24 protein-coding genes, 2 tRNA genes and 1 pseudogene are annotated in these 26,882 nt (G+C 38.8%); 12 read left to right on the top strand and 15 right to left on the bottom strand.

Annotation, left to right across the window (positions count from 1 at the left end; all coding sequences use genetic code 11):
• Nucleotides 1-128, top strand: a pseudogene (locus tag A3I7_RS14095) (IS30 family transposase); the annotation flags it as partial.
• 336 nt (nucleotides 129-464) lie between these two features.
• On the opposite strand, the gene purR reads toward A3I7_RS14095, so the two are convergent.
• From purR to rsgA, 6 genes are all read right to left on the bottom strand, one after another.
• Nucleotides 465-1,277, bottom strand: a complete 813-nt coding sequence (gene purR / locus A3I7_RS0107305) for a pur operon repressor (protein ID WP_018376136.1) — start codon at nucleotides 1,275-1,277, stop codon at nucleotides 465-467.
• Between the two features lie 94 nt (nucleotides 1,278-1,371).
• A complete protein-coding gene (locus tag A3I7_RS0107310; protein ID WP_018376137.1) occupies nucleotides 1,372-2,316 on the bottom strand; it encodes a 3'-5' exoribonuclease YhaM family protein in 945 nt (314 codons plus the stop codon).
• Entirely contained in the window at nucleotides 2,306-3,577 is a 1,272-nt protein-coding gene (locus A3I7_RS0107315; protein WP_018376138.1) for a DNA recombination protein RmuC, read from the bottom strand. The genes A3I7_RS0107310 and A3I7_RS0107315 overlap by 11 nt, the downstream gene beginning before the upstream one ends.
• 1 nt (nucleotide 3,578) lies before the next feature.
• Nucleotides 3,579-4,211: a thiamine diphosphokinase gene (locus tag A3I7_RS0107320; RefSeq protein ID WP_018376139.1), complete on the bottom strand. Its 633-nt coding sequence runs from the start codon at nucleotides 4,209-4,211 to the stop codon at nucleotides 3,579-3,581.
• Nucleotides 4,204-4,866, bottom strand: coding sequence for a ribulose-phosphate 3-epimerase (gene rpe, locus A3I7_RS0107325; RefSeq protein WP_018376140.1), 663 nt, complete (start codon nucleotides 4,864-4,866; stop codon nucleotides 4,204-4,206). The genes A3I7_RS0107320 and rpe overlap by 8 nt, the downstream gene beginning before the upstream one ends.
• A gap of 7 nt (nucleotides 4,867-4,873) precedes the next feature.
• A complete protein-coding gene (gene rsgA / locus A3I7_RS0107330) occupies nucleotides 4,874-5,749 on the bottom strand; it encodes a ribosome small subunit-dependent GTPase A (protein ID WP_018376141.1) in 876 nt (291 codons plus the stop codon).
• Nucleotides 5,750-5,886: 137 nt separating this feature from the next.
• Here rsgA and A3I7_RS0107335 point away from each other — a divergent pair.
• The 3 genes from A3I7_RS0107335 (at nucleotide 5,887) to mprF (ending at nucleotide 9,878) form a co-directional block, all read left to right on the top strand.
• A tRNA-Leu gene (locus tag A3I7_RS0107335) sits at nucleotides 5,887-5,969 on the top strand.
• Nucleotides 5,970-6,007: 38 nt separating this feature from the next.
• Nucleotides 6,008-6,096, top strand: a tRNA-Ser gene (locus A3I7_RS0107340).
• Nucleotides 6,097-7,310: 1,214 nt separating this feature from the next.
• Nucleotides 7,311-9,878, top strand: a complete 2,568-nt coding sequence (mprF, locus tag A3I7_RS12650) for a bifunctional lysylphosphatidylglycerol flippase/synthetase MprF (RefSeq protein ID WP_018376142.1) — start codon at nucleotides 7,311-7,313, stop codon at nucleotides 9,876-9,878.
• 58 nt (nucleotides 9,879-9,936) lie between these two features.
• On the opposite strand, the gene A3I7_RS0107350 is transcribed toward mprF, so the two are convergent.
• The gene (locus tag A3I7_RS0107350) at nucleotides 9,937-10,302 is read right to left on the bottom strand and encodes an HIT family protein (RefSeq protein WP_018376143.1); all 366 of its coding nucleotides are present in this window, start codon (nucleotides 10,300-10,302) and stop codon (nucleotides 9,937-9,939) included.
• A 72-nt stretch (nucleotides 10,303-10,374) separates the two neighbouring features.
• On the bottom strand, nucleotides 10,375-11,667 hold the full coding sequence (locus A3I7_RS0107355; RefSeq protein ID WP_018376144.1) for an adenylosuccinate synthase: 1,293 nt from the start codon (nucleotides 11,665-11,667) through the stop codon (nucleotides 10,375-10,377).
• A gap of 958 nt (nucleotides 11,668-12,625) precedes the next feature.
• On the opposite strand from A3I7_RS0107355, the gene gshAB reads away from it, so the two are divergent.
• Entirely contained in the window at nucleotides 12,626-14,881 is a 2,256-nt protein-coding gene (gene gshAB / locus A3I7_RS0107360) for a bifunctional glutamate--cysteine ligase GshA/glutathione synthetase GshB (RefSeq protein WP_018376145.1), read from the top strand.
• Between the two features lie 35 nt (nucleotides 14,882-14,916).
• Here gshAB and A3I7_RS14100 read toward each other — a convergent pair whose 3' ends face one another.
• The 5 genes from A3I7_RS14100 to A3I7_RS13385 form a co-directional block, all read right to left on the bottom strand.
• Nucleotides 14,917-15,087, bottom strand: a complete 171-nt coding sequence (locus A3I7_RS14100; protein WP_018376146.1) for a response regulator — start codon at nucleotides 15,085-15,087, stop codon at nucleotides 14,917-14,919.
• 182 nt (nucleotides 15,088-15,269) lie between these two features.
• Nucleotides 15,270-16,211 (bottom strand): hypothetical protein, encoded by a 942-nt coding sequence (locus A3I7_RS0107370; protein WP_018376147.1) that lies wholly within the window; start codon nucleotides 16,209-16,211, stop codon nucleotides 15,270-15,272.
• A gap of 2 nt (nucleotides 16,212-16,213) precedes the next feature.
• A complete protein-coding gene (locus tag A3I7_RS0107375) occupies nucleotides 16,214-17,107 on the bottom strand; it encodes a hypothetical protein (protein ID WP_018376148.1) in 894 nt (297 codons plus the stop codon).
• Nucleotides 17,100-17,921: a hypothetical protein gene (locus tag A3I7_RS0107380; RefSeq protein ID WP_018376149.1), complete on the bottom strand. Its 822-nt coding sequence runs from the start codon at nucleotides 17,919-17,921 to the stop codon at nucleotides 17,100-17,102. The genes A3I7_RS0107375 and A3I7_RS0107380 overlap by 8 nt, the downstream gene beginning before the upstream one ends.
• Before the next feature lie 576 nt (nucleotides 17,922-18,497).
• Nucleotides 18,498-18,713: a hypothetical protein gene (locus A3I7_RS13385; protein WP_018376150.1), complete on the bottom strand. Its 216-nt coding sequence runs from the start codon at nucleotides 18,711-18,713 to the stop codon at nucleotides 18,498-18,500.
• Between the two features lie 640 nt (nucleotides 18,714-19,353).
• Between A3I7_RS13385 and A3I7_RS0107400 the strand changes: the two genes are divergently transcribed.
• Both A3I7_RS0107400 and A3I7_RS0107405 read left to right on the top strand, forming a co-directional pair.
• Entirely contained in the window at nucleotides 19,354-20,208 is an 855-nt protein-coding gene (locus tag A3I7_RS0107400; protein ID WP_018376151.1) for a hypothetical protein, read from the top strand.
• Nucleotides 20,209-20,236: 28 nt separating this feature from the next.
• Complete coding sequence (locus A3I7_RS0107405; protein ID WP_018376152.1) at nucleotides 20,237-21,520, top strand: toxic anion resistance protein; 1,284 nt, start codon at nucleotides 20,237-20,239, stop codon at nucleotides 21,518-21,520.
• 130 nt (nucleotides 21,521-21,650) lie between these two features.
• Here the strand turns inward: A3I7_RS0107405 and A3I7_RS0107410 are convergent, their stop codons facing one another.
• Together A3I7_RS0107410 and A3I7_RS0107415 are read right to left on the bottom strand one after the other, a co-directional pair.
• Entirely contained in the window at nucleotides 21,651-22,265 is a 615-nt protein-coding gene (locus A3I7_RS0107410) for a hypothetical protein (protein ID WP_018376153.1), read from the bottom strand.
• Nucleotides 22,266-22,621: 356 nt separating this feature from the next.
• Nucleotides 22,622-22,831, bottom strand: a complete 210-nt coding sequence (locus tag A3I7_RS0107415; protein ID WP_156812755.1) for a hypothetical protein — start codon at nucleotides 22,829-22,831, stop codon at nucleotides 22,622-22,624.
• A gap of 133 nt (nucleotides 22,832-22,964) precedes the next feature.
• On the opposite strand from A3I7_RS0107415, the gene hslO reads away from it, so the two are divergent.
• The 5 genes from hslO to A3I7_RS0107440 form a co-directional block, all read left to right on the top strand.
• A complete protein-coding gene (gene hslO, locus A3I7_RS0107420; protein WP_018376155.1) occupies nucleotides 22,965-23,831 on the top strand; it encodes an Hsp33 family molecular chaperone HslO in 867 nt (288 codons plus the stop codon).
• On the top strand, nucleotides 23,824-24,801 hold the full coding sequence (gene dusB / locus A3I7_RS0107425; RefSeq protein WP_018376156.1) for a tRNA dihydrouridine synthase DusB: 978 nt from the start codon (nucleotides 23,824-23,826) through the stop codon (nucleotides 24,799-24,801). The genes hslO and dusB overlap by 8 nt, the downstream gene beginning before the upstream one ends.
• A 138-nt stretch (nucleotides 24,802-24,939) precedes the next feature.
• Nucleotides 24,940-25,587: a DUF6287 domain-containing protein gene (locus tag A3I7_RS0107430; RefSeq protein ID WP_018376157.1), complete on the top strand. Its 648-nt coding sequence runs from the start codon at nucleotides 24,940-24,942 to the stop codon at nucleotides 25,585-25,587.
• 356 nt (nucleotides 25,588-25,943) lie between these two features.
• Nucleotides 25,944-26,585, top strand: a complete 642-nt coding sequence (locus A3I7_RS0107435) for a deoxynucleoside kinase (protein WP_018376158.1) — start codon at nucleotides 25,944-25,946, stop codon at nucleotides 26,583-26,585.
• A 93-nt stretch (nucleotides 26,586-26,678) separates the two neighbouring features.
• Nucleotides 26,679-26,882, top strand: a 204-nt coding sequence (locus A3I7_RS0107440) for a helix-turn-helix domain-containing protein (RefSeq protein WP_018376159.1), incomplete at its 3' end; no start/stop codon positions are given.

The raw sequence follows: 26,882 nt of genomic DNA on the forward strand, positions 1-26,882 counted from the left end.
CTTTCAATGGAAAATCGGCCTATGAACTCTTTACATTTACCTACGGTGAGGAATTGGCAACACTTTTGGGGATCACTAAAATTGACCCTGAGAACGTCATCCAATCCCCTCGATTACTAGATAAATAATCGCTAGTTTTATCAAAAAATAATTTCAAAATAGAAAGGAACTTGTCCCATCCCAAATTCCAGATAGCTAGAACTTACTTTGAGACGTCTCAGAGCCAGTAACTTTAGTGTACCCTTTTTTTCAACATTTTCAACCCTAAAACTCACTATTATCAACATTTTTAGTCAAAAACAGAACTTAGTCTGAGACTAAATTCTGTTGGTTTTATGCAGTTTTCTCAGAGTAACTTCTGGAAGGATGGGAACTAGAACTTACTTTGAGAATTTACCACCTTTTTAGTTACCTAAATTACCACCTTTTTAGTTGCACTTCATTTTACAACGCGGGGAACATTTTTAATCGAAAATATTTCCAACTTCAACAGTTACTTTGTTATTTTTGACATCAATTTCAGAAACTTTCAACAATGACTTATATGTCATGTTTTCCCGTTTTTCTTGGGCATTTTCAGCAAAAACAGCTACCCCAACGAGGGTTGAATCAAATTCAGTGAGAAGGCTAACCATCCCTGTAATTGTTCCACCACCTTTTAAAAAGTCATCAACAATTAGAACTCTGCTGTTTGGTTTTAAACTACGCTTAGATAAAAACATTTTTTCGATGCGATCACTAGAAGCGCTAGCATAATTAACTGATACTGTTGAGCCCTCAGTGATTTTCAGATCACGTCTAACAATAACAAATGGTACATTAAGAATATTAGCAACAGCATTTGCCAAGGGAACACCCTTTGTTGCAACAGTCATAACAGCATCAATTCGTTGATTTCGAAAGGCGTCGGCAATAATCCGTCCAACATTTTGTAACGTTTTCGGTGTACTTAACAAGTCAGATAGATAGATGTAACCTCCTGGCAGAATACGGTCACTTTCTGACAAACGTTCGCATAGTTCTTCAACAATAGCTACTGCTTCTTCTCTAGCGATTGTAGGAGTGAAAATGACACCACCACTTGCTCCAGTAACAGTCTCAATTTGTCCGATACCTGCTTCTTCAAAAGCCTTCTTTATAATAGAAACATCCTCAGAAATTGAAGATTTGGCAGCCTGATACTTTTCCGCAAATGTATTTAAGCTCGTTAATTTATAAGGGTTGTTAATGAGATAATTTGAGATAACAACCATGCGTTCACTACGTCGTAATTTCATTTTTTCACCATTCTTATCTTATTTCCCTCCATTATAACATATTTTCAAAAAAAAGACGAACATTAACGTCATGCTCGCCACTTTTTTTCGTGATTTATTGATTAAAGTGAGGTTTATAAAAGGAGCGATTATCCATAGCAAAAATGCGACCGGTCATTTCTCCCTCATCAACTCGGTTAAGAGCAGTTGTTAACATCATCATCTCTGCATCCATATTGTCAATCATATGTATCATTTCTGCTTCCATAATACGCGGACGAACAGGACTGCCATATTCCAACTGTCCGTGATGACTTAGGATAACGTGCCTTAACACAGTGACATCTTCTTTGTTATCATCAATGTTTAATTCCATGATAACTTTGGTGATTTCTTCATCAATGAGCGCAATATGTCCGATGAGGTTCCCTCGAATAGTGTATTCGGTATTTTCAGGTCCCGTTAATTCAATGACTTTCGCTAAATCATGCAACATAATCCCTGCAAACATCAGGCTTTTGTTGAGGTTTGGATAAATATCTCCAATAGCGTCAGCCAAACGTACCATGGTCGCTGTATGATAGGCCAGCCCTGATTCAAAAGCATGGTGATTCGTTTTTGCTGCAGGATAGATGAAAAATTCTTTATCGTATTTGCGGTAAAGTGCCCGTACAATGCGTTGCCAGTTTGCGTTCTCAATTTTGAACATCATTTGTTCAAGGTAATCTCTGACATTTGCCAAATCAACAGGAGGATTTTCTTTAAAATCACGCGGATCATTAGGCTCTCCATCGTGAGGTAAACGAAGGGTTATTTGATTAACCTGTGGACTGCCATTATAGACTTCACGGCGTCCTTTCATGTAAACAACCTTTCCAGCCACAAAATTTTCAATGTTATAGGGCTGTGCATCCCATAAATTTCCAGTGATTTCACCACTGTCATCTTGAAAAGTAAAAGCAATGTAATCTTTTCCTGCACGGGTCTTTCGCACTTCAGATGATTTAATCAGATAAAAGCCATCAAATATATCATCTTTTTTCATTTGGTTAATTTTCATCTTGTTCCTCTTCTATTGGTTGCAAGTTAAGTAAGCTGCTTGTGGCTTGATCTTGATAATCTTCAACCGTGCTTAAAGCACGCATAATAGCATTGGTTCGTGTTGAAACAAGGCTTTCTAAAGTATTATTAGCAGTGTTTAGTTGTTTTTGCGCTTTAGCTAGCATATTCCCAAATTTGCCAAATTCAATCTTAACATTTCCCAAAATTTTACTGATATCGTTGGCATTTTTTTGAATATTAAGGGTCTTAAATCCAACTGATAGGGAATTGAGCAGAGCTGACAAGGTTGACGGACCAGCTACTACGATATTTTCTTGCCGGCGCAGGTTATCAAAGAAGGCTGCATTGCGAACCACCTCAGAATAAAGCCCTTCCGTTGGTAAAAACATGATGCCAAAATTGGTTGTTTCTGGCGGATTGAGGTATTTATTTTGGATATCTTTGGCAAAGCGTTTAATACTATTCAAGAGTGACTTGCGATATAGTTCAATTTGCTCCTTATCACCCAGTTCATAGGCCTCTTCCAGACGGTAATAATCTTCCAAAGGAAATTTTGAGTCAATCGGTAGATAAACATAGTCGCCATCTGTATTCCCTGGAAGCTTGATAGCGTATTCAACACGCTCTGAGGAGCCAGAAACCGTAGCAAATTCACGTTCATACTGATTGCTCGTCATGATATCTTCAATAATTTGACCAAGCTGCAATTCTCCCAAAATTCCGCGAGTTTTAGTGTTTGAAAGTACCTTGTTCAAGGTTCCAACATCTTGGGCAACAGACTTCATTTGACCCAATCCTTGATTGACTGACTCTAGCTGTTTAGAAACCGTTTCAAACGAAGCTTTTAGGCGATTTTGCAAGGTCTGTTCAAGCTTTTCTTCGACTGTTTGCCGTATTTCTTCCAGACGTTTTTCATTTGATGTTTGCATGTCCCTTACAGACTGATTGAGATTTTGATTAATGATTTCCAAACGCTGATCCGAACGGTCACGATTTTCAGTCAAGTTCTGGTGCAGGACTTGGCGAACTTCATTTAATTGCTGATAAAGATCAGTTTGCAGATGGTTTAATTGATTGGACAAATCTAAGAGTTGGTTTTTACTCGCCATCTCCAACTGATAAGATATTTGGTCAGATAAATTATCAGCAAAATCTTCTAAGTTGTGATTTATATTCCTTTGAAGCTCTGCTATTTTCAAAAACAAGATTATCAAGACAACGAGGCTGAGCAAAGCCAAAATCAATAGTACAATCTCCATCTTAACTCCTATCTTTGCTATGAATAACAATCAAATAACCGCTTTGAAAGGTGACACTGATGGGCTTCCCGATAAATTCGTTACTAGAATATATTTTTTTCTTGAAAAAATTAGCTGGGCTAAGGTCATATTTGGCACCCGATATGGTTAAATCTGCATCACCATCGGCCATAAACGAAACATAAGTCATGCCTTTTTGTGGTGAAATTTCCTGATGACCACTGGGATAAAACTCGACAATATTTTGATCGTCTACAAGTTTTATCTGCCTTAGAAACGGCATCAGATTTGGCTCACTTGGTAAGAAAAGATTCGACATAAGATGATCCAAGCGCCCACCAAAGGCTCCAAAGATTGTGACTTGAGCCTCCGGCCAATCCATAAAAATCGTCTTCAATGCTAATTCTGTATCTGTATCATCTTTTTCTGCTGGTGCTTGAATAAGACGATCAGCTTGTGAAGTAACCTGCTTCAATTCTTCGGCAGAGATAGAGTCAAAATCACCAACAGCAAGATTCAGAGGAAACCCTTGCTCAATCAAATACAAACTACCTCGGTCAACACCAACAAAGTAGTCAAAATCACCCGCAAAATACCTCAAATCTCCCCCAGCAAAAAGCGCCACCTTAATCATCAAGGGCCACACGCAAGGTCTCAACTTGAGCAGTCAAGTCCTCTGCCTTGAAAAGATAAGACCCTGCAACAAAAACATTGGCTCCTGCATCATAGCAAGCTTTAATGGTTGAATTATCCACTCCACCATCTACCTCAATATCAAAACTATAACCTTTCTCATCCCGAATTTTTGCTACTGCTTCAACTTTTTCTAAACATTCTGGAATAAAGGCCTGTCCGCCAAATCCAGGATTGACAGTCATAATCAAAACTTGATCTACCAAGTTTAAAACAGGTAGCACAGCTTCAACTGGAGTCCCTGGATTAATGACTACACCAGCTTTAAGACCAGCAGCTTTGATTTTTTGAAGGGCTCCATGAATATGCTTAGTTGCTTCAACATGGATAGTCATAATATCAGCGCCTGCTTGAGCTAGAGCATCCACATAACGCTCTGGTTCAACCACCATGAGGTGACAATCAAAAACAAGTTTTGAATGTTTGCGCATACTTGCTACCACATCAGCACCAAAACTAATGTTTGGTACAAATTGACCATCCATGATATCGATATGGACATATTCAGCACCACTAGCTTCAATACGCTTGAGTTCGCTGGCAAAATTAGCATAATCTGCGGCAAGAATTGATGGGGCAATTTTATTAATTGACATAGTTTTCCTACTTCCTCTTTATTGTTTTCTTATAGATTTCACGACGATTTTCTATCTCACTTAAAAATTGGAGATAGTTATCATATCGGACTTTCCACAACTGTTTTTCTTCCAAAGCTTGCTTGACGGCACAGGAAGGTTCGTGAGTATGGGTACAGGATCGAAATTTGCACGAATGGCTGAGTTTGCGAAATTCTGGAAAAGCTTCATTCAAATCTTCAGCATTATCCACCTCATAATCCAGAGATGAAAAGCCTGGTGTATCTGCGATTTTCCCGCCATGAACACTATAAAAGCTGACTGCTCTGGTGGTGTGACGACCACGTCCTAAAGTTTCAGAAATTTCTCCCGTTTCTATCCGCAAATCAGGGGCAATTTTATTAAGCAGGGTTGATTTACCAACGCCAGTTTGCCCCATAAAGACTGTGATTTTTTCCATTAGTAGAGGTAAAAGTTCTTCTAAAGAATAGCAAATTTTGTAGCCAATCTGTTCATAATGCGTACGAATGTCATCCATCTGTGCTCTGCTATTAAGCAAATCAAGTTTGGAAATAAATACAATGGGCTGAATTTTTTTATGCTCCAACAGAACTAAGAAGCGATCCAAAAGGTTGCTATTAAAATCTGGCTCTTTGGCCGACATGATAACAACAGCTTGATCAATGTTAACAATTGGTGGACGAACCAAACTATTTTTCCGATCGTAAATAGCTAAAATATAGCCTTCAGACTGTTCTTCTGCTGAAAAATCAACCCAGTCCCCTACATAGGGTGTCTGACCTTTTTTCCTAAAATTCCCACGCGCACGTGTTTGATAAATATCACCATTAGCCGTCTCAACATAATAGAAACCCGCTAATGACTTAATAATTCTTCCTTGCAAATGTTTTTCCTTTATTGATTAATAGTTCTATTATAGCAAAAATACTCGCCCATTGTTGACTATTTCTTTAATCATTTATAAAGTTTTCAAACTGATTTGCATTTTTGAGAGAAAAGGCGTATAATGTGAATGTTCTTGCGGAGATGGTGGAACGGCAGACACGCATGCTTCAGGCGCATGTGCTCGTACGAGTGTGAGGGTTCAAATCCCTTTCTCCGCATTTTTTAGTTGTCTATCCGTCTTAGTGTTTATCATCATGGAAAGGTGGCCCAGCTTGGTACGGCACCGGACTCGAAATCCGGCAAGTGGATTCTGTTCACGCGCGGGTTCAAATCCCGTCCTTTCCTTATCATTTACAAACTCTCTGATATTTACAGGGAGTTTTTTTGGAACATATAAAGTGGGCGACAGAACTATTGAGTCTCATAATCCTCAATTTTTCAGAAAATGCTAATTTTCATCGCTAACTTAATAAGCTGTGCGTGAGGTAAGAATAAGGATAAGAGAATTTCTCACAGTTCCTACATCTTGTAAATCTAGTCTTCCAGTTTGCTTTTAATATAGAAGACGAGCTACAGACAGTACTGAAATACGGCAGAATGAGTTAATACTCACTTAAAGTAAAAAATAACAATCTGCTAGTCAATCGGGATATCAACTGTTTCAATTTTGAATATATACAAAGAGAAAATTATCAGTAATACACAATTTATAAAACGAATCACCATAATTAGGTGATGACATCTAATAAAAGCTTTGAACCTGCTATTTTTTGATTTTCATTGAGTATAACGAATAATAGAAGATAATAAAAATGACTGTAAAAACATAGAAAACTGGATAAATTGACCTAGCTTTCTTTTATATTCATCCGAAAAAGATGAGAAGATAAGTTTTTTACTCCCTTTATAGCTATTAGATAATACCAGCTAAAATCCAAAACTTAGAACCTGTATTCACAAGCGAAGCGCTTATAGATAGGAGATAGTTTTTCGCTAATCAGGTCAGTTTTTTGAGGGAATACTGACTGTATTTTGAAAAGAACTAACGATAAGTAGTTCAAAAACCTTAGATAGAAGTGTCGAACTGTGAATACAGGTTTTTATTTTTTTACCTTTTTGCTTAACTCCATAAGTTAGATTTTCTATGATAGCTTCTGCCTTAACTGATTGTCACATTGTATCGCGTCCGCATGAAAGCTGTATTCATCTGAATTTTTGACTTCAATACCTCTATCTAGAACAAAAACAGCACTCTTGTTTCGAAAATTAAAAAGACAAAGTAATCTTTTAATAATCCGGCGTATTTCACCTCATCGGCAAATTCTTCACTACTATAATAGCTTTCAATTCCAGTATTTTCTGGAAAAAGATTACTGTTTTCGATATAATGATTAACGGTATTTCAATACTTAATAAAAATCAAAAACGTGAAATTGTGATTACAGATAATTCAAGGAACTGTTAAATCACCTAATAATTTTTTGATTTTCAAATAATATGAAGGCGGAAATAACTGATTTTTTCGCCTATTATCAAATTTTTTTGAGCAGGAGACTATTGTGAAGAAAATTCTTGAAAAATTGAAGGCTTTTATGCCTGTGATAAAAATTATCTTTTTCACTTCAATTATTATACTAATCGTTGTTGAACTGTTTAACTTAAAACGAACCATATCCGTAAAAGAGTTAAACCATGTTTTCCAAGGAATACCTGTGATAAATATTTTCCTGATTTTCTTAATTGGTAGTTTAGCGGTTCTTCCGACGACAGGTTATGATTTTATTGTTAATAAAATATTGAAAACCAAGCATAGCGTAAGCTACATTTTACAAACCAGCTGGTGTATTAATACCTTCAATAATTTAACAGGTTTCGGGGGTATTATTGATATTGGACTCCGATTAGCATTTTATGGCAAAGAAGGGGAGGAAGAAAAAGAGTTACAAGAAGTAACACGCTTCTTACCTTATCTTATTTCAGGTCTGTCTTTCATCAGTCTAGCTTCTCTGATTCTCATCAACATTTTTCCAGTAGCACGAACAGTCCATTACTACGATATTATTCTTTTGGGAGCGACACTATATTTCCCGCTCATCTACTGGTTTTCTGGTAGAAAAACTGGGAATTATTTTGGAAATATGCCTGCAAAAATCAGAAAACAGCTGGGAATTGTCTCACTCTTTGAATGGAGTTGTGCAGCCTTAGCCTTTATTTTCATTGGTTATCTCATGGGCATTCATTTACCAATTTACAAAACATTACCCCTCTTTAGCATTGCGTGTGCCGTCGGAATTATCTCACTTATCCCCGGTGGTCTTGGCAGTTTTGAACTCGTCTTATTCACGGGTTTTGCAGCTGAAGGACTCCCCAGAGAAACTGTTGTGGCATGGCTATTACTCTATCGTTTGGCCTACTACATTCTGCCTTTCTTTGCTGGTATTTATTTCTTTGTTCGACATCTCGGACATCGAATTAATCAAAGGTATCAGGGAGTCCCTAAAGAACTACTGTCAAGCAGTCTGCACAACATCATGATACATGGTGTTCGAATATTTGGTGTCTTCCTAGTCTTTTCAACAGTCTTTTTTGAAAAGCTATCTCATCTCCGTTGGCTATATGCTTTTGGTCCACTTCAAAGACAGCTTGTCTGGCAATTCCCTGGCCTTTTGATCGGTGTCTGTTTTATATTACTCGCCCGTGCTATTGCTAATGGTGCCAAGCGTGCCTTACCTATCTTACTTTTAGGTTTACTAGCAACGCTCATTTACATCAACATACCTTCTTTTAGCTGGCAGTGGTCACTTTCTATTATCCTTCTGATTGTAGGCGGAATTCTCTTTAGAAAACATCTCTATAAAACGCAATTTATTTATTCTTGGGAAGCTAGAACAAAGGACAGTATTTTAATTGCCCTTGTCCTCTTTATTCTCTTTACACTGGCAAGTCTTCTTTTCCCTTACCGTGCCTATGAAATGGATAAACACCTTGAATTTTCTCACTATTTCCTAACATGGAAACACATCTTGTTAGCTACCAGTCTAGTCACAATCGCTTATGCCTGTCTAGTCAAGTATCTATATGGTGCCCAAAAATTGTTAGGGGAAACATTTGAACATGAGCGCTACAAAGCTTTGTTGGAAGAATTTGGTGGCAGTGCTGATAGCGGCCTTGCATTTATCAAGAAAAAACGTCTTTTCTGGTATCAAGACTGTGGCTGTGACAGCGTCGCCTTTCAATTTTCTATTATTAACAATAAGGCAATTGTTATGGGGGAGCCTGCAGGAAATTCTGAGCGTTTCAAAGCTGCCATTATTGATTTCATTTCAGCAGCCGAGCAACTTAACTACGACCTTGTCTTTTACAGCATTGGTCAGGACACAACCCTCTTCTTACACGAATATGGTTTTGAATTTATGAAGGTTGGAGAAAATGCCCTTGTGAATCTCGAGAATTTCCATCTCAAAGGTAATAAAAAGAAGCCTTTCAGAAATGCACTTAACCGCGTTCAAAAAGAAGGATTCACCTTTGAAATCAGTTCCAATCCTCACTCTGATGATTTACTAGATAATTTAGAAATTATTTCAAACAAATGGTTAGAAAAGAAGCAAGAAAGACGATTTTCATTAGGCTTTTTTGACAGAAACTATCTCCAAGAAGCTTCTATTGCCTTGGTAAAAGATAAAAATCAAGATATTGTCGCCTTTGCCAATATCATGCCTAACCACCAAAAAGATACCATTTCTGTTGATTTAATGCGTTACGATGCAGACAAAATCCCAAATGGCATTATGGATTACCTTTTCTTATCACTCTTTATTCATTTTAAAGAGCAGGGAGTGCGCTATTTTGACCTTGGAATGGCACCTTTATGGGGTGTTGGTCAAGTTAAAGAAAGTTTTTTCAATGAACGGCTAGCTTATCTTTTTTATAATTTTGGGACACATTTCTATTCATTTGAGGGACTACACCAGTATAAAAAGAAATTTACACCAATTTGGGAGGAACGCTACATGTCAGTTGCAAAAACCTCCTGGCTTCCTTACTCAGTCTTAGGACTCCTTTTATTGGATACTAAATTTTCCAAAAAAAGAAACTCTGGTTTGCTTAAATCAAAACATAATTGTTAAATTCATATTAAAAAGCACTTTATCTCACAATAACGAGTGAATAAAGTGCTTTTTCTTATTATAATTGATTTTTTGGAAAAGCACGCTTTTTAGGGCTCACCTCATTCCAAAAGCCATCATCTTCATAACGTGGAATAAGATGACTATGAAAATGTGTCCCAGCATCCATTAGTTTTCCATTGTTAATAATCAAGGTAACACCAAGAATAGTTGAACTTTTCTCCATTTTTTCAATTAACTGATTTTGAAAATCAATTAAATCTAGCTTTTCTTCATTTGACAGCTCTGCTATTGCCATGCGATGCTTCTTGGAAATAACTAACAAATGTCCTTCTTGGATAGGATCAATGTCCCAAACAGCATAGAAATAAGCAGAGTGAGCTAGCCAGTTTTCCTCCGATAAGTGGCAAAAAACACAAGACATTCTTAACCTCCTTTGATTTTTTATTAGTATCAAAAAAGATCGGACTAAAATCCGATCCGAGAGTGCTGATGGTTAAATGTTTGCCCAAACAGACTCTAATATATTAGTTTGATCACGGTCTGGCCCTACTGAGAAGGTTGAGATACGAACACCAACCAATTCACCGACACGGCGAACATAATTACGAGCATTTTCTGGTAGGTCATCAAGGCTACGCACACCTGTAATATCTTCAGACCAACCAGGAAGTTCTTCATAGATTGGCTTACAACGTTTAAGTTGTTCAAGACTAGCTGGATAGTGGTCAATTCGTTGGCCGTCAAGATCGTAGGCAACGCAAATCTTCACCGTATCAAGTCCTGATAAGACATCAATAGAATTCAGTGAAAGATTAGTAATCCCAGACACACGGCGACTGTGGCGCATAACTACTGAGTCAAACCATCCGACACGACGAGGACGACCAGTTGTTGTGCCATATTCATGCCCCACTTCACGAATACGTTCACCTACTTCATCAAAGAGTTCAGTTGGAAATGGTCCATCACCAACACGGCTGGTATAAGCCTTGCAAACACCGACAACCTTGTTGATTTTACTTGGGCCAACACCAGAACCAATCGTTACACCACCAGCAACTGGGTTTGATGAGGTAACAAATGGATAGGTTCCTTGGTCAATATCTAACATAACTCCTTGTGCCCCTTCAAAAAGAACACGTTTACCAGCATCAAGGGCGTCATTAAGAATAACAGATGTATCTGTCACGTATTTTTTAATTTGCTGACCATATTCGTAGTACTCTTCAAAAATATCTTCAAAGGCAATTGGTGTGCTGTCATACATTTTTTCAAAAAGACGATTTTTTTCTGCCAAGTTTGTTTTCAGACGTTCGGCAAAAATTTCTTTATCTAAAAGATCAGCAATGCGAATACCGACACGCGCAGCCTTATCCATATAAGCTGGTCCAATCCCCTTGATGGTCGTCCCGATTTTATTGTCACCTTTAGCATCTTCTTGCAGCTGGTCAAGTTTGATATGATAAGGAAGAATGACGTGCGCACGGTCTGAAATACGCAAACTATCTGTCGTTACGCCTTCGTTATGCAAGTATGCCAATTCTGTTACTAATGATTTTGGGTTAACTACTACCCCATTTCCGATAACAGAAATTTTTTCAGGAAAGAAAATTCCTGATGGGATCAAGTGTAGTTTAAATTTCTTACCATCAATTACGATAGTATGTCCAGCATTATCGCCACCTTGATAGCGTGCAATTACTTCAGCGTCCTGACTAAGGAAATCTGTAATTTTCCCTTTACCTTCATCACCCCATTGGGTACCAACAACTACTACTGATGTCATATTTTACGATGCGGGCAGACTAAATCACAGCACTGCCCATCCTTTCTTGAAAAAACTTTACTCAAAAAATCAAACCTAAATCGTGTTTAAATCCAAACTAGCTAAAAACTACCTATACACTTTAAAAATATCTTTTCCTCATCAAAACGCTTTATAATGAGTAATATCATCAACGAAGAGGCAGATCATAATAAACAGCGAAAAAGTACCGCGAAAGTCCAAGTTCACCCCTTAAAATTAAGGCAATATCCTACAGTTAAGTGAGGCTATTGATTATTATTAAGTACCTACTGCATCACAAAAAGTTTAGCAACTTTTCTTCTAGTCATTAAGGACTATGCCGGTGGAAGTCAGATGGGCACAGTGATAAGTAGAGTGAAGCAAATTCAAGCAAAACTCGTTTTTTGATTTTTATAAGTATCACGGTGGGAATTTCACCCACAAGTTTATCGTACAATCTATTATATGAAATTTCTGATTGTTTTTCAATCTTTGATAATAAAATATTGGTTTTTCCGAACTTTACTTTCTAAAACATATAAAGTTCTAGTACTTTTCTAAGAAAAATGGATTATCACTATTTAAATCCGAACATTATACTACATTTGATAACAAAGCATTCTCCATGTTAGAATTTTTGAATATCCAAACTATTTTAGCCAGTTCACCTTAACGAACTTTGTTTCTATGTACACCTTCGCTTTTATACTCAATAAAATTCAACTAAGCAAGGCTAACACAAGACAATCCGTCTTCATCACGTTAAGTCAAGAACAACTCCATTTAATTTTCGGAGAACAATCCCCCCCTTTTACACATTTCCATTGAATCTTAGGTGATAGAAAAAAACAATCAGGTGATAGAAATTTTTTAATCTGCTGTCTAAACGTAGCAAAATCTTGATTTTAGAAAACAAATTACGGTACAATGTTGTCATCACTATCAACGGAGGGCAACTATGTCTCTTAATCAACTGTTACAAAACGCTCCATCAAACCTTCCCATTCTTCAGGCTACTTTTGGACTCGAAAGGGAAAGTTTGCGAATAAACAACTCAAGCCATAATGTCGCTCAGACACCCCATCCAAAAGTTCTCGGCAATCGGTCTTTCCACCCCTATATTCAAACAGATTATAGCGAGGCACAGGTCGAGTTGATTACTCCTATTGCCCAGTCAACCAGACAAGCCCTGCGTTTTCTTGAAGCTATAACAGATGTTGCTGGTAGAACCATTCCGAAAGATGAGTACCTATGGCCACTCTCCATGCCACCAAAACTCACGGCTGATGAAATCATCATTGCCCAACTCGACAGTCAGTATGAACGTGACTACCGCCAACATCTATCAAAAGTCTATGGCAAACTTCTCCAATCCATGTCAGGCATTCATTACAACATGGAGCTTGGAAAAAGCTTGGTTCAGTCACTTTTTGAGCAAAGCCAGTACCAGTCAATGGTCTCGTTTAAAAACGATCTCTATCTTAAGCTGGCCCAGAACTTTCTACGCTATCGCTGGTTGCTGACCTACCTTTACGGGGCTTCGCCAATAGCAGAGCAGGGCTTTCTTGATACCCCCTTGGACAAGCCTGTCCGTTCGCTGAGAAATAGTTCCTATGGTTATGTTAACCATGACGATGTCAAAGTTTCCCACGAGAACCTAGAGCAGTACATTGCTGACATTGAGAGGTGTGTCGCTGACGGTCGTCTCATTGCTGAAAAGGAATTTTATTCACCAGTTCGTTTACGTGGCAGCAAACACAATCGTGACTATCTGGAAAAAGGTGTAACTTATTTGGAATTTCGGTGCTTTGACCTTAATCCTTTTGATAACAAAGGGATAAGTCAAGAGACGATTGATACGGTGCATCTTTTTACACTAGCTCTGCTCTGGCTAGATGTTAGCTCTGCTATTGACCAAGACATTGAAAAGGCAAACCAGCTTAATGAGACTATCGCACTGGGGCATCCACTTGATAGACTACCTGAAGACGCACCCGTAGATGAGATTATGACTGCTCTTCAAGCAGTGGTTAATCACTTCGCCCTGCCCGACTACTATCAGAGCTTGGTGGATAAGATCAAAACTCAAATCGCCCAACCGCATCTGACTATCGGCGGTCGTTTGCTTAAACACATTAACAATCAGTCTTTAGAAACCTTCGGACAAGAAAAAGGGCAAGCTTACCACGATTATGCTTGGCAGGCACATTATGCACTCAAGGGTTATGAGACCATGGAGCTATCAACACAAATGTTGCTTTTTGATGTTATTCAGAAGGGTATTCATTTTGAGATTTTGGACGAAAATGATCAATTTCTCAAGCTATGGCATGGCGACCATGTGGAATATGTCAAAAATGGCAACATGACTGCCAAAGACAACTACATCATCCCATTAGCTATGGAAAATAAAATTGTCACTAAGAAAATTCTGACTGAAAATGGTTTTCCCGTACCTGCTGGCGCAGAATTTGCAGACAAGGAGACTGCGCTCCGCTATTTCTTCCAAATCCAAAATAAGGCCATTGTGGTCAAACCAAAGTCAACCAACTATGGCCTAGGTATCTCGATTTTCAAGGATGGAACGGATCTGACTTCCTATGAGAAAGCTCTGGATATCGCCTTTTCCGAGGATGATTCCCTCTTGGTTGAGGAATATATCGCTGGCACTGAATATCGTTTCTTTATTCTAGACGGAAAATGTGAAGCTGTGCTCCTGCGTGTGGCTGCCAATGTCCTTGGCGATGGTAAACACAGTATTCGCGAATTGGTGGCTATTAAAAACAGCAATCCCTTACGTGGCCACAATCACCGTTCACCACTTGAAATCATTAACTTGGGTGATATTGAACTGCTCATGTTGGCTCAACAGGGCTACAAGCCAGATGATATTTTACCAGAAGGAGTTAAGGTTAATCTGCGTGAAAATTCCAATATCTCAACTGGCGGCGATTCTATTGATTTTACAGATAAGATGGATCAGTCCTATAAGCAACTGGCGGCTGATATGGCAACTGCTATGGGAGCTTGGACTTGTGGTGTAGACTTGATTATTCCTGATTATAGTAAACCTGCTAGAAAATCAGTGCCTAATGCTACCTGTATTGAGCTCAACTTCAACCCTTGCATGTATATGCACACCTACTGTCAAGAAGGAAGTGGACAAGCCTTAACCCCAAAAATACTGGCAAAACTTTTTCCAGAAGTTAGCTAACACTAGAACGAGACAGTTCCTTCTGCCTCGTTTTGTTATTTGATAACATTATTTTCCCTTTTTTCTTGCCCTTTAATTTCAATATCTAAAAAGAAAAACTGCTGATTGCCAGTTTCCATAATAGCATCTAGCAACTGTTGCGGTTTTCCGAAGATTTTCAGTTTTTTAAGCTTAATGCTTGATGCCAACACAATAGCCTTTTCCAAGCACGACTGCTGAAAAAATCATCTTCTAAAATAAATACATTTAACATGACATATCCTCGCTTAACTCTTCACGGTAGAATTTTCTTAGCGCTTCACATAAGTTTGAAACGTTTTGGACAAGCCTGTCTCACCTAATCTTGAGTAGCTTCTTTCACAGCAACTCCATCTACCATGTTCCCCAATCAGTCGTTATCTTCCATCAAATTCTTAGAAAAGCTACCATTCTTAATGTAAACACGGTAAGTGCCATCAGCTTGCATTTTAAAGCGCACATCAACTTGGCTAAAATTCGTTGCATCTCCGCCTATGTAGTTTAGGTATAACTCCGAACTCGTATTATTGATATACAATTCTGACTCAACGGGAAGTCCAAAGTTTTTGATGATATCCTCGTAACTTTCGCCACCTTCACCAGTTTCTGCATCTCCAACTACAACTTGGTCAAACTTTTCTTGGGTCCATTTGAAGTTAGCTGAACCTTTTTCTTTGCTAACTGCCGGAAAAGCAGAATCGGTAAGGGACGAGGCTCTTTTTTGTGTTAAATAGTACTCTTTACCATTTTTATTAAAATGTAATTCAATACGTCTTCTATCGTCATAGACTCCGTATTCGCTTTCAGCATAAACCAAGCTGATGTCTTCTGAATATTCGTCTTGATAAGCTCTGGAAGCTCTGCCATGTTCAGCAACAACCTTGCTTAATTCTGTTCCAAAAGTATCATAGCCATTTCCTACCTCTAAAGCCTCGTAATTGACTAAATCCCAGTCAAACTTAAACTCCTGCTTCGTAGCCGTAAGACTCTTGGTATAATCCGTCTGTAAACCATAGCGGAATGAAGAACCTGTTTCATAGAAACTCGAGCTGCTACTGGATTGTAAAGTTGACTGGCTAAATTTTGCCTTATAGACAACCTTGTTGTCCGAATGTTTATCATTAACAGTTTTTCCGTAAACAAACCATCCAATAAAAAGAATCAACGCAAGTAAACTCAGGATACTATATAAACCATAGCTTTTATAGCGCAAAGAGAACCTATAATTTTTTTCGGACTCCTTTTCTAAAGCCTCAGCAAGATGGTCAAAGGAGTCATCTTTTTTCTGATGTACTTTTCTACTTTTCGCCATTACTACTCCTTAAAAATTCTCTTCACATTAATCAATTTATATCCAGTTGTCTCCTTCTCAAAATAAAGAGTCACTGAGTTAATTGTGGCAGTAGGGTCATTATCTTTCTGATAGGTCAGAGTCAGTTGCTCCCAGTCGTCACGCCCCGCACTAAAAACACTTGTTGGCAAGCCGTACTTGTCAATGATATCCTTTGGTTCAATTATTTTTTTACTATCTGAAGCAATCTCATCTGATAACGTATCTGACTCCGTCTTGGTCCAGCGAAATGTAAAGTCTTGCCCGCTAGCTTCTTGAAATTCCAAATCTTGTAAATTGTAAAACGATTTACTGTAAAGACGATAATCCCCATCCTTTTTTAGAAAATACAAGGTTACCATTTTCTGGTCATCAGAATCTTCCTCATAAGTTACAACGACTGGTACGGTGTGTTCAACATTGTTGTACTGAACGTCAACCTGAGATGGTTTACCATACTTTTTAACAACTTTTTCAAAAGTATCGCTGTTTTTATTGTCCCAGTCAACCGTCAATGTCCTATATTTATCTAAAGTCCAATTGAAAGTATCTTTGGTTTCCGCCTCTGATAAGACTCTATCCACAAAACTTTGAGCGGCCGCTTTTCCTTTATCACCAGCCCTAGTGGAAGAAGCTGAAATGACCGTTGACTTTGGAGGAACGGATTCCATTTTTTTTAATGGCTGGATAATAGAAAATAAGATAATTAATAATAAGCAGATGGGCAAGGCTAATGCAATAAAAAACCAGCCCATTTTCAGTCTTTGGAAGAGGGCATCACGCGTTTTAGCTACTGAAATGGCTTTCTCAAGTTCTTCACCTAATACGGAAAAACTTTCATCCTCCAGTTTCTGGATGTGTTTTTTATTCTTAGTCATTGATATCTCCTTGCTTTCGGCTTAATTTAAAAGACATCTTATCTGCCTTGGCAATAAAACTAAGATAGATATCTTCTCCTTGCTCTAGGCTATAATAACGCAGACGTAGAGTAACTTTGTCGTTATAGACAGAAGTCTGGTAAGAAGTTGGGTAACCGTATGTCTGAGTAATACTTTCTAAATCAACTCCACCATTCCCATCAGAAGAAGAGCCCACTTTCAAAGCTTGGTATTCCTGACTCGTCCACTTATGGACATTAGCAGCGGTCGAGATTTTATCGGTATAAGGGGAAATCGGCAATCCATAAAGCTCCTTGGTCTGCAAAATATAGACATTACCATACTTAACAAAAGTTAATTTTACAAAATGATTACCCTCCTTAAGGGTAGAAGCGAAAGCATCTTGGTCATAGGTAAGAAGTATTGCCCCATCCGTATTGGCAATACTTCTGTGTTCAGCCGAAGAAGCTAAACCAAAATCATTGATTATGGTATCTAAATGCGTTTTGGATTTGCCTTCTATCTTCCAGTCTAAGTATTTAAACTTATCAAAACTCCAATTAAAGTGATAATCACTCGCATCGGAGGCCTTCAAAGTATTGGTATCGTTATAGTCTATCTCTTTGACCAAAGGTGAATCTTTCTTAAAAGAGAAAATCACCAAAACGACCACTACAATAAGAATCAAACTCCCCAAAATATGTATCAGCAAATTGACAGATGACTTGCCCTCATCTCGCCTAATATCCTCTTGTTTGATGCTCTGTTCTAGCTCCGAACCTAAGTCTCCAAGACTTTTTTCTTCTTTTTTCATTTTAATCTCGTTTCTTTTTTATATAATATACCATATTTATTAAATTCTGGCAGAAATTCCCCTTTCCTACACGCCAAACGCATGAGAGTCAATTCCTGCTATTCTCCTCTTTCTAACCATTTTTGATCAAAGTAACTTATTCAAATACTGATCTAAAGCCATACTGAGATTGTATTTTCTTGCATCTCAACCTCATCTTTTTGTCAACATCAAGCTTCTTCAAAATCGCCGGGTAAAATTTATCTATCACATTTAGAATCTGTACTCACAAGTGAAGTGCTTATCGATATGAGATAATTTTTCGCTAATCAAGATAGTTTTTTGAGAGAATACTGACTGTATTTTGAAAAAAACTAACGAGGAGTAAATTAAAAACTAGCCTTAGATAGAAGTGCTGAACTGTGAATACAGGTTCTTAGATTAAATGCTGTTCGTCTTCTCGAAATAAGACCGCTAACTGCTGATGCCCACTGACGTATGCACCAAACTCTTTGGAATAAATCAACGCGTTTCTTCACTTAGCTTGCCAACCGTTGGCTGAAGACTCACACTGTCTACACAAGGGACATGCCCCATTCAATATGCTTTCCGATGGAGCCAATCAACACCATGGATTACCTTATAACGTCTAACCTCAATCTGACAATCTGCCTTTTCAACCGTTTCATAGCTGCCAACTATTTCAGTTTTATCTATCTCAAAAAGGTGGGGATATCTCCAATAGCGGCTTCTGATTTCTTTGATAGTAAGCTGAACGTCGGCTTGTTTCTGGATAGTCTTCTGGGCAATCACTTTTGGGTTCCTATGCATCACTTTTGTAAATACTAATCCAATAACTCGGGGATAGCCGTGATTTTATTGCTCTTTTCGTTAGTGGTAACTTGACCATAGCAAATCTTCAAATCTGTAGCCTAAACAGAGGTAATATGCAAAGGTTTTGAGATGGACTAACATTTTCTGTGATGATTATACCATCAGTAGATAGCAAACATCTGGCCAAACTTGGAAATATTTCAATTGGTAACACAACTTCCTGAAACATTTCTGACCACATGAAGGCGAGTATCCCGAAAACTTGCATCTCTAGAGTCGCAAAGACACCTTATATAGTGTCCTGAAAAATAATATCATTTCCAGCTTTAAAATACGATGCACTGAAGTTTCATAAGCTTTTCCAAAACCTTCAATACCTTCCCAATACTTAGCACCAGCCAAACAGACGGAGAAGATGAATCACACGCTATTATCTCGAACAAGACTTGATTTTACAAGCCTAACACTCATTACGAAGGTCATCAGGAATTTAGGAATCTCGAACATGAAAATCCCTCCTTGTTTATTTTTTAAATATTTTAAGGTTATCCCTTGTCACATAGCACCAATTTGCGATAAAATAATAATCATATACGAGAAGAAAGTTTGAGAAAAAATTATGGCTTATTATAGTCGTCCCCCACGAAGTAATTCTTGGCTGGGCGTGGTTTTTGTAGGAATTATCTTGCTGGCTGTTTTAGGCTGGATTATTCAGCTACTAATTCCTGTTCTTGTACTTGGAGGTGTCGGTTATGGCATTTATTACTTAGCGACAAGGCAAACACGACTGGACAAGGTTAACACAGCACAACGCTTACAAGATTTAAAGGATGAAATTCAAGTGGCTGACCGTCAGGTCAAGCTCTTAGACAATTATCTTGATGAAAAAGATTACACCCAGTATTCAATTGTAGCGCGCCAGCTATTGCCAAAAATTCAAAATATCCAAAGTGAAGCAACCAGCCTCAAAGATAAGATGGATTTAAAAATCTATAAACGTGTGGTCAAGAAGGCAGTGGAAGTAGAGGAGGATATCAAACTCCAGCTAGAAAAGCTCAATATCTCACCAAATACTGCGCCTGCTAGCTCAGAAGAAAAGGATATTCTCAAACGTGCCCCTGAATTGACAGAAGTTTACACTAATATCCAGCGCGACCATGCAAGTATTTTGGAGAAAATCGAACAGGCTGATAACAAAGCTGAACTGCTTGCTCTCCATGAATCCAACATGAAGCGCTTCGATGATATCTTGACTGGTTACCTGAAAATTAAGGAAAATCCTAATAATTATTACAACGCCGAAGAACGTCTAGCACAAGCCGAGGCTGCTTTGGAAAAATTTGACTTGGACCTTGATGAAACTCTTCGCCAACTGAACGAAAGCGACCTCAAAGACTTCGATGTCAGTCTACGTATGATGAACACCGAACATAAAGACTACGCCGCAGAAGAAAACATGAGTGACATTTATTAACTATAAAACCATTTGCTAGGAGAAAAACATGGCTGATACTTTTAACTTTGACATTGACAAAATTGCTAACAACGCCCTTGTGAAAACCGACAAAACCACTGAAATCATTGCCTCAACTGATAACACTGCGACAGGTCAGGTTTCTTTCTTTGAAAAATTGTCTCCTGAACAGCAGGCTTCTATCACAGCAAAAGCACCTGCCCTTGTTGATACCTTTGTGGCTGACCAAAATGCCTTGCTTGATTTTGGGACATCAGCTGTTGAGGAAGTCAACACAACAGTTAATCACATCTTGGCCGAGCAAAAGAAATTAGAAATTCCTCAAGTTGACGAACTTCTCAAAAACACCAACCGCGAACTCAACGGTTTCATTACCAAGTACAAAGATGCCAAGCCAGCAGAATTAGAAAAGAAACCTAATTTCTTGCAAAAAATGTTCAAACAAGGAAAAAATAGCCTTCAAGAGTTCTACTTCGATTCCCAAAATATTGAGCAAAAAATGGATGGTATGGCAGCTGCCGTGGTCAAACAAGAAGAAACCTTGGCTCGTAACATCGTCTCAGCTGAGATGCTAATTGAAGACAATACCAAATCTATTGAAAATTTGGTTGGTGTTATCGCCTTTATTGAAGCAACTCAGAAAGAAGGGGTTGACCGTGCAAAAAGCCTTCAAACACAGGTAGCCAGTTTAGACCCAGCCACACCTGAATACCATAACAAATCTGAAGAATTGGCTCGCATGACTGAAGTTATCAACACGCTTGAACAACAGCACACCGAGTATCTGAGCCGCCTCTACGTTGCTTGGACGACAACGCCACAAATGCGTAACATGGTCAAGGTTTCCTCAGATATGCGCCAAAAACTTGGTATGCTCCGCCGCAATACCATTCCAACGATGAAACTGTCCATCGCACAGCTAGGCATCTTACAACAGTCTGTCAAATCAGGGGTTACAGCAGATGCCATTGTCAACGCTAATAACGCTGCGCTTCAAATGTTGGCCGAAACCAGCAAAGAAGCCATCCCACAGCTAGAACGTACAGCCCAAAGCCCAACCATGAACATCAAGTCTGTCACAGCCTTAGCTGAGAGCTTAGTTGCCCAAAATAACGGCATTATTGCTGCTATTGATAATGGCCGCAAGCAACGTGCCCAACTAGAAGCTGCTGTCATTAAATCAGCTGAAACTATCAATGACTCAGTCAAACTTCGTGATCAAAAAATTGTAGAAGCACTCTTAAATGAGGGACGTAGTGTCCAAGAAGAAGTTGAACGTCCACGTGAAGACGTTACACCAGAAGGGGAATAGACTAAAGTGGAGTAAAGTTGCTAGCTTCCCGTATTCATTTGGCAATTTAATTTCACCTGCATACTACTATCATAAGACATTAAATTAGCATCAAATAAGGAGTCGGGACTAATAATCCCACTCCTTATTTTTAGCTTACTTTATGATAATCAATGATGTAACTCGGCTTGTTATAATCATAAGGAATAGTTACATTCCCACTGCCATTAATATCATAGGTTTGTTGCCAATAAACAACATGAAGAACACCGTCAACAATGGAAAAACCGTATTGATAACTGACAAAAGCACCACCGATATCGTCATCATGAAAAAGGTTGATATTGTCACCATCCACAATGCGATAAAGATGATCACCGACTTCCTCTATTTGGTTAATCTTGAAATTATCTGTCCCTGATTGGCCGTTATAGGACCATGTTGCTTGACCAGAACCATCTTGGTTAATGATGTAGGTCTTTTCCAAAGGAAGACCATACTTATCTTGGCTTCCTGACCAAGTGCCTATTACCTCTGCTGGCAAGATGCTGTTAGCATCGGTAATCTCTGTCTTTTGCTGCGAAGATGAGGTTACTGTTGAACTTGATTGGGGTGAACTCGTGGAAGAACTTGATTTTTGAGTTTCTTGGTTGCTACTTGGTGTGGTAGTCTTGTTTAGTTTGACTTGTTGCCACCAGAAAAGACTTCCTAGGCAGATTAGTAAAACAAAGAAAACACCTACTAAACCTTTTGTTATACTTCGCATGTTAAACACCTTCTTTCTGCTATTACTAGTGCCTTTACTCACCTTTATTATATCACTTAATTGGTGGAGTAGATATTTTCAAGCCAAAAAGCAGTTATCTGTCCCGATTGTTCTTATGCTCAACATCCTTCACAAATCAGACAATCAGACAAATCGTTTTTATCAAAAATAACTGACAAAATAAAAGACTTGGCTCTGATAATACAGAACCAAATCCTAATCTTTTAATATTCACAATTCTCTATTTCTGATTTTTACAAATGGTAATAATCCAAAAGTAAACACCAATACACCCAATTTAGAAACCATGTCCTTTTCTTCGCCAGTTCTAGGTAGAGTTGACTTTTGGTTTTGTGTCACCCCTTGTTATTTTTCTGAACAGCTACAACAGATGGTGCACAAGGTTTTTCACTTGTAGTTTTTACCGAAGCTGGATCAGATTCTTGAGAAGTTTTTGTCTCTACAAAACGCGTTAGTTTAGTTGCGTAGAACATTGGTTTGGTATAATCAAAATCCTTACTAATCTCAGCTTGGAACAAACAGTCAATCTCTTCCTTTTTTAACAAAATGTGGTTTTTTCTTCATAGGAGTCTTTGTCTAGAGAATTGCCCTCTACATTCAGTTAAAAATTGACCAAGTCAAGATAAAGAAAAGATAAATACTAGCAGCAAAAATAGCCTTTGTGCTATAATATTAGCTATGGATAAACTTATAAAATCAATTTCAAAAACAGGCTCTTTCCGCGCCTACGTACTAGATAGTACAGAGACGGTCAAGAGTGCTCAAGACAAACACCACACCCTTTCTAGCTCAACGGTGGCTTTGGGCCGCACACTCATTGCCAGCCAAATCCTTGCTGCAAATCAGAAAGGAGACAGCAAGATTACCGTTAAGGTCATCGGGGATAGTTCCTTTGGACATATCATTTCCGTGGCGGACACAAAAGGCAATGTCAAAGGTTACATTCAAAATGCTGGTGTTGATGTGAAAAAGACCGCAACTGGCGAAGTTATCGTTGGACCTTTCATGGGCAATGGGCAGTTTGTTGTCATCACTGACTACGGCACGGGCAATCCCTATACCTCATCTACCCCTTTAATTTCTGGGGAAATCGGGGAAGATTTAGCTTACTACCTGACTGAAAGCGAGCAAACTCCTTCTGCTGTTGGGCTTAATGTTCTGCTTGATGAAGACAACAAGGTCAAGGTAGCTGGGGGCTTCATGCTCCAAGTCCTACCTGGTGCGTCGGAGAAAGAAATCAGCCGCTATGAGAAACGTATCCAAAAAATGCCTGCTATTTCAAAGCTGCTTGAATCCGATGACCACATAGAAGCCCTGCTTAAAGCCATCTACGGTGAAGACGACTACAAAGTGCTAGCAGAAGATGAGATTCGTTTCAACTGCGACTGCTCACGCGAACGCTTTGAAGCTGCCCTGGTCACTCTAGGCAAAGAGGAGCTGAAAGCAATGGTTGATGAAGACCACGGTGCTGAAATCACCTGCCAATTCTGCGGTAAAACCTACAGTTTCACCGAAAAAGATTTGGAGGATCTCATCAATGCTTAAGCTCAACACCTCTTTCATGATTGGGACTGTTGAAATCCCGCACCGCACTGTCTTAGCACCTATGGCTGGCGTGACAAACTCTGCTTTTCGAACCATTGCCAAAGAATTTGGCGCTGGGCTGGTCGTGATGGAAATGATTTCAGAAAAAGGTCTCCTCTACAACAACGAAAAGACCCTCCACATGCTCCACATTGATGAAAACGAGCATCCCATGTCTATTCAACTCTTCGGTGGCGACGCTGAAGGTCTTAAACGCGCAGCTGATTTCATCCAAAGCAATACCAAGGCTGACATCGTTGACATTAACATGGGATGTCCTGTCAATAAAGTCGTAAAAAATGAAGCTGGGGCTAAGTGGCTCAAAGACCCTGACAAAATTTATCACATTGTTAAAGAAGTTACCTCTGTCCTTAATATTCCATTGACGGTTAAAATGCGTACCGGATGGTCAGACAATTCACTGGCAGTTGAAAACGCACTAGCTGCCGAGTCTGCTGGTGTCGCTGCGCTGGCTATGCATGGCCGTACCCGCGAACAAATGTACACAGGCACCTGCGACCACGAGACGTTGGCCAAGGTAGCCAAGGCCATTACCAAAATCCCTTTTATCGGAAACGGTGATGTTAAAAACGTCCACGACGCTAAATACATGATTCAAGAAGTCGGTGTTGATGCAGTTATGGTGGGGCGTGCGGCCATGAATAATCCTTACATCTTTACGCAGATCAACCATTTCTTCGAAACTGGTGAAGAACTGCCAGATTTACCATTTAACAAGAAACTGGACATCGCTGAAGACCACCTCAAACGTCTCGTAAACCTCAAGGGCGAAATGATTGCTGTCCGAGAATTCCGTGGTCTAGCTCCCCACTATTTGCGTGGCACAGCTGGAGCTGCCAAAGTCCGCGGAGCCGTTTCCCGCGCCGAAAGCATTGAAGAAGTTGAGGAAATTTTTAATACCCTCAGATAAATAAACTGACTCAAGTCAATAGATTGGCTTGAGTTTTATTTCATTTTTATTACAAATATTTCACAAAACTATTTACACGATAATTTTTTTGTAATATAATGACATTGTAAAAAAGATTATGAAAAGAGGTCATCACCCATGAAAACAAGTCGGAAAATGGCTACAGTCCTAATGCTCACATCACTCTTCCTTCTCGGAGCCTGTGGTAAAAGCGACAAGAAGTCAACAACAGCTTCTTCAACAACAAAAAGCAGTCAAGTTGTTAAGAAAAACAACACATCAAACTCAAGTAAAAACACCAAAACTTCATCTTCTGATAGTTCTAAACAGGCAAGTCAAGACGACAATGGTGCTACTAACCAATCAAATGCAGCATCTGCCAACAATTCTCAAGCGGCAAGTGGTACTGCTTCTGCAATTCAGAATGATAGCTCCCAAAATCAAACAGTAGACTCAAGTATTGATGTCAACGCTCTAGCAAATCAAGATTACTCAAGTATCGCTGGAACTTGGTCAAATGACCTTGGCGAAACAATTACTATTAGTGCTGATGGTCATGCCACTGGCTCTGACTACCCTAAAACCTATGATTTAGGAGCTGGCCAAGTCAACAATGGTAATTTTTTCGGCTCTATCCACAATCCCGAAACAGATTATGGCAATGCTGCTTTTATCGTTATTCCTGCTGGTGTGGCCAATATCCACTCTGGAGAAGTGGAAAATTCTGACCGTATCTTAATTGGTCAAAGTGCTGAAGCAGACAACCACCCTTTCTACAGAAATTAAAATATTATTTAAAAGCGGTGAAACTTACAGATTTCATTGCTTTTCTTCTGTTAACAAACTTTCTTATAGACATTCTTACTTTCAATCCCTTTATATCAAGTAACAACATCTAATTTTAGTTTTCAAAAAATATTACAGCCGATTTTACCTTTCTCCCTTATACTCAATGAAAATCAAAAGTAGCCTAGGAAACGAAGCCGATGATAGAACTTGAGTTCATCAAGGCAAGTTGACAACGGATAATTTTGATTTTCGAAGAGTATTAAAAGAAATTCTCTGTCAAGTTCCTCAATCCTAAGCCTTGAAAAAGTGCCACATTTTGTATAAAATAGTAAAGCAACTTAGATAGGAGAATTATGTTGATAGTATTGGCAGGAACCATTGGAGCTGGTAAAAGCTCTCTAGCAGCCGCACTCGGCGAACACCTAGGCACAGAAGTTTTCTACGAAGCCGTAGATAATAACCCTGTTTTGGACTTATATTACCAAGACCCTAAGAAATACGCTTTCTTGTTGCAAATTTTCTTTTTGAATAAACGTTTCCAATCCATAAAAGAAGCTTATAAGGCCGACAACAACGTTCTTGACCGTTCAATCTTTGAAGATGAGCTTTTCCTCACCCTCAATTATAAGAATGGCAATGTCACTAAGACAGAATTGGATATCTATAAGGAACTTTTGAGTAATATGCTTGAAGAGTTGGAAGGCATGCCTAAGAAATCGCCAGATCTCTTAATTTACATTGATGTTTCTTTTGAAAAAATGCTAGAGCGAATCACCAAGCGTGGGCGTAGCTATGAACAAATCTCAGATAATCCTGATTTATATGAATACTACCAACAAGTTCACGATGAATATCCTAACTGGTACGATAACTATGACGCCTCACCAAAAATCCGCATTGATGGCAACAAACTTGACTTTGTTAATAATGTTGAAGATCTACAATACGTCTTTGATCTGATCGATGCCCAACTTGAAAAACTCGGATTATTATAAAACACAACCCTCGCACCGTTTTGATATACTCCCCTTATGGTGGACAGTGAAAAAACAAAAATTTTCACTAGAAACTATAAAGGGAGTTTTATTATGTCCAAAAGAAGTCCAAAGTCTGTCTCTGAGAAACTAGAAATTGTTCTACTCCACTTGGAAGCTGGGAAATCACTTAGCTGGTTAGCTAGGCACCATGGTGTGTTTAAAGACACCCTATCGAACTGGGTTCGGAAGTACAAAGAATCTGGTATTGAGGGGCTAGAGGAAAGCCGTCGCTGGATGAAGTATAGTAAGGAACTA

It is taken from the genome of Streptococcus orisratti DSM 15617 (genome assembly GCF_000380105.1).
In the GTDB taxonomy this organism is placed as follows: Bacteria; Bacillota; Bacilli; order Lactobacillales; family Streptococcaceae; genus Streptococcus; species Streptococcus orisratti.

Excerpts from the sequence above, each read along its gene's own strand:
- A3I7_RS0107355 (WP_018376144.1), bottom strand. The coding sequence starts at position 11,667 with ATGACATCAGTAGTAGTTGTTGGTACCCAATGGGGTGATGAAGGTAAA.
- purR (WP_018376136.1), bottom strand. The coding sequence starts at position 1,277 with ATGAAATTACGACGTAGTGAACGCATGGTTGTTATCTCAAATTATCTC.
- A3I7_RS0107375 (WP_018376148.1), bottom strand. The coding sequence starts at position 17,107 with ATGACTAAGAATAAAAAACACATCCAGAAACTGGAGGATGAAAGTTTT.
- rpe (WP_018376140.1), bottom strand. The coding sequence starts at position 4,866 with ATGTCAATTAATAAAATTGCCCCATCAATTCTTGCCGCAGATTATGCT.
- A3I7_RS0107350 (WP_018376143.1), bottom strand. The coding sequence starts at position 10,302 with ATGTCTTGTGTTTTTTGCCACTTATCGGAGGAAAACTGGCTAGCTCAC.
- A3I7_RS0107435 (WP_018376158.1), top strand. The coding sequence starts at position 25,944 with ATGTTGATAGTATTGGCAGGAACCATTGGAGCTGGTAAAAGCTCTCTA.
- A3I7_RS0107380 (WP_018376149.1), bottom strand. The coding sequence starts at position 17,921 with ATGAAAAAAGAAGAAAAAAGTCTTGGAGACTTAGGTTCGGAGCTAGAA.
- A3I7_RS0107310 (WP_018376137.1), bottom strand. The coding sequence starts at position 2,316 with ATGAAAATTAACCAAATGAAAAAAGATGATATATTTGATGGCTTTTAT.
- gshAB (WP_018376145.1), top strand. The coding sequence starts at position 12,626 with ATGTCTCTTAATCAACTGTTACAAAACGCTCCATCAAACCTTCCCATT.
- hslO (WP_018376155.1), top strand. The coding sequence starts at position 22,965 with ATGGATAAACTTATAAAATCAATTTCAAAAACAGGCTCTTTCCGCGCC.
- A3I7_RS0107400 (WP_018376151.1), top strand. The coding sequence starts at position 19,354 with ATGGCTTATTATAGTCGTCCCCCACGAAGTAATTCTTGGCTGGGCGTG.
- A3I7_RS0107315 (WP_018376138.1), bottom strand. The coding sequence starts at position 3,577 with ATGGAGATTGTACTATTGATTTTGGCTTTGCTCAGCCTCGTTGTCTTG.
- A3I7_RS0107370 (WP_018376147.1), bottom strand. The coding sequence starts at position 16,211 with ATGGCGAAAAGTAGAAAAGTACATCAGAAAAAAGATGACTCCTTTGAC.
- dusB (WP_018376156.1), top strand. The coding sequence starts at position 23,824 with ATGCTTAAGCTCAACACCTCTTTCATGATTGGGACTGTTGAAATCCCG.
- A3I7_RS0107320 (WP_018376139.1), bottom strand. The coding sequence starts at position 4,211 with ATGATTAAGGTGGCGCTTTTTGCTGGGGGAGATTTGAGGTATTTTGCG.
- A3I7_RS0107430 (WP_018376157.1), top strand. The coding sequence starts at position 24,940 with ATGAAAACAAGTCGGAAAATGGCTACAGTCCTAATGCTCACATCACTC.
- A3I7_RS0107410 (WP_018376153.1), bottom strand. The coding sequence starts at position 22,265 with ATGCGAAGTATAACAAAAGGTTTAGTAGGTGTTTTCTTTGTTTTACTA.
- A3I7_RS0107405 (WP_018376152.1), top strand. The coding sequence starts at position 20,237 with ATGGCTGATACTTTTAACTTTGACATTGACAAAATTGCTAACAACGCC.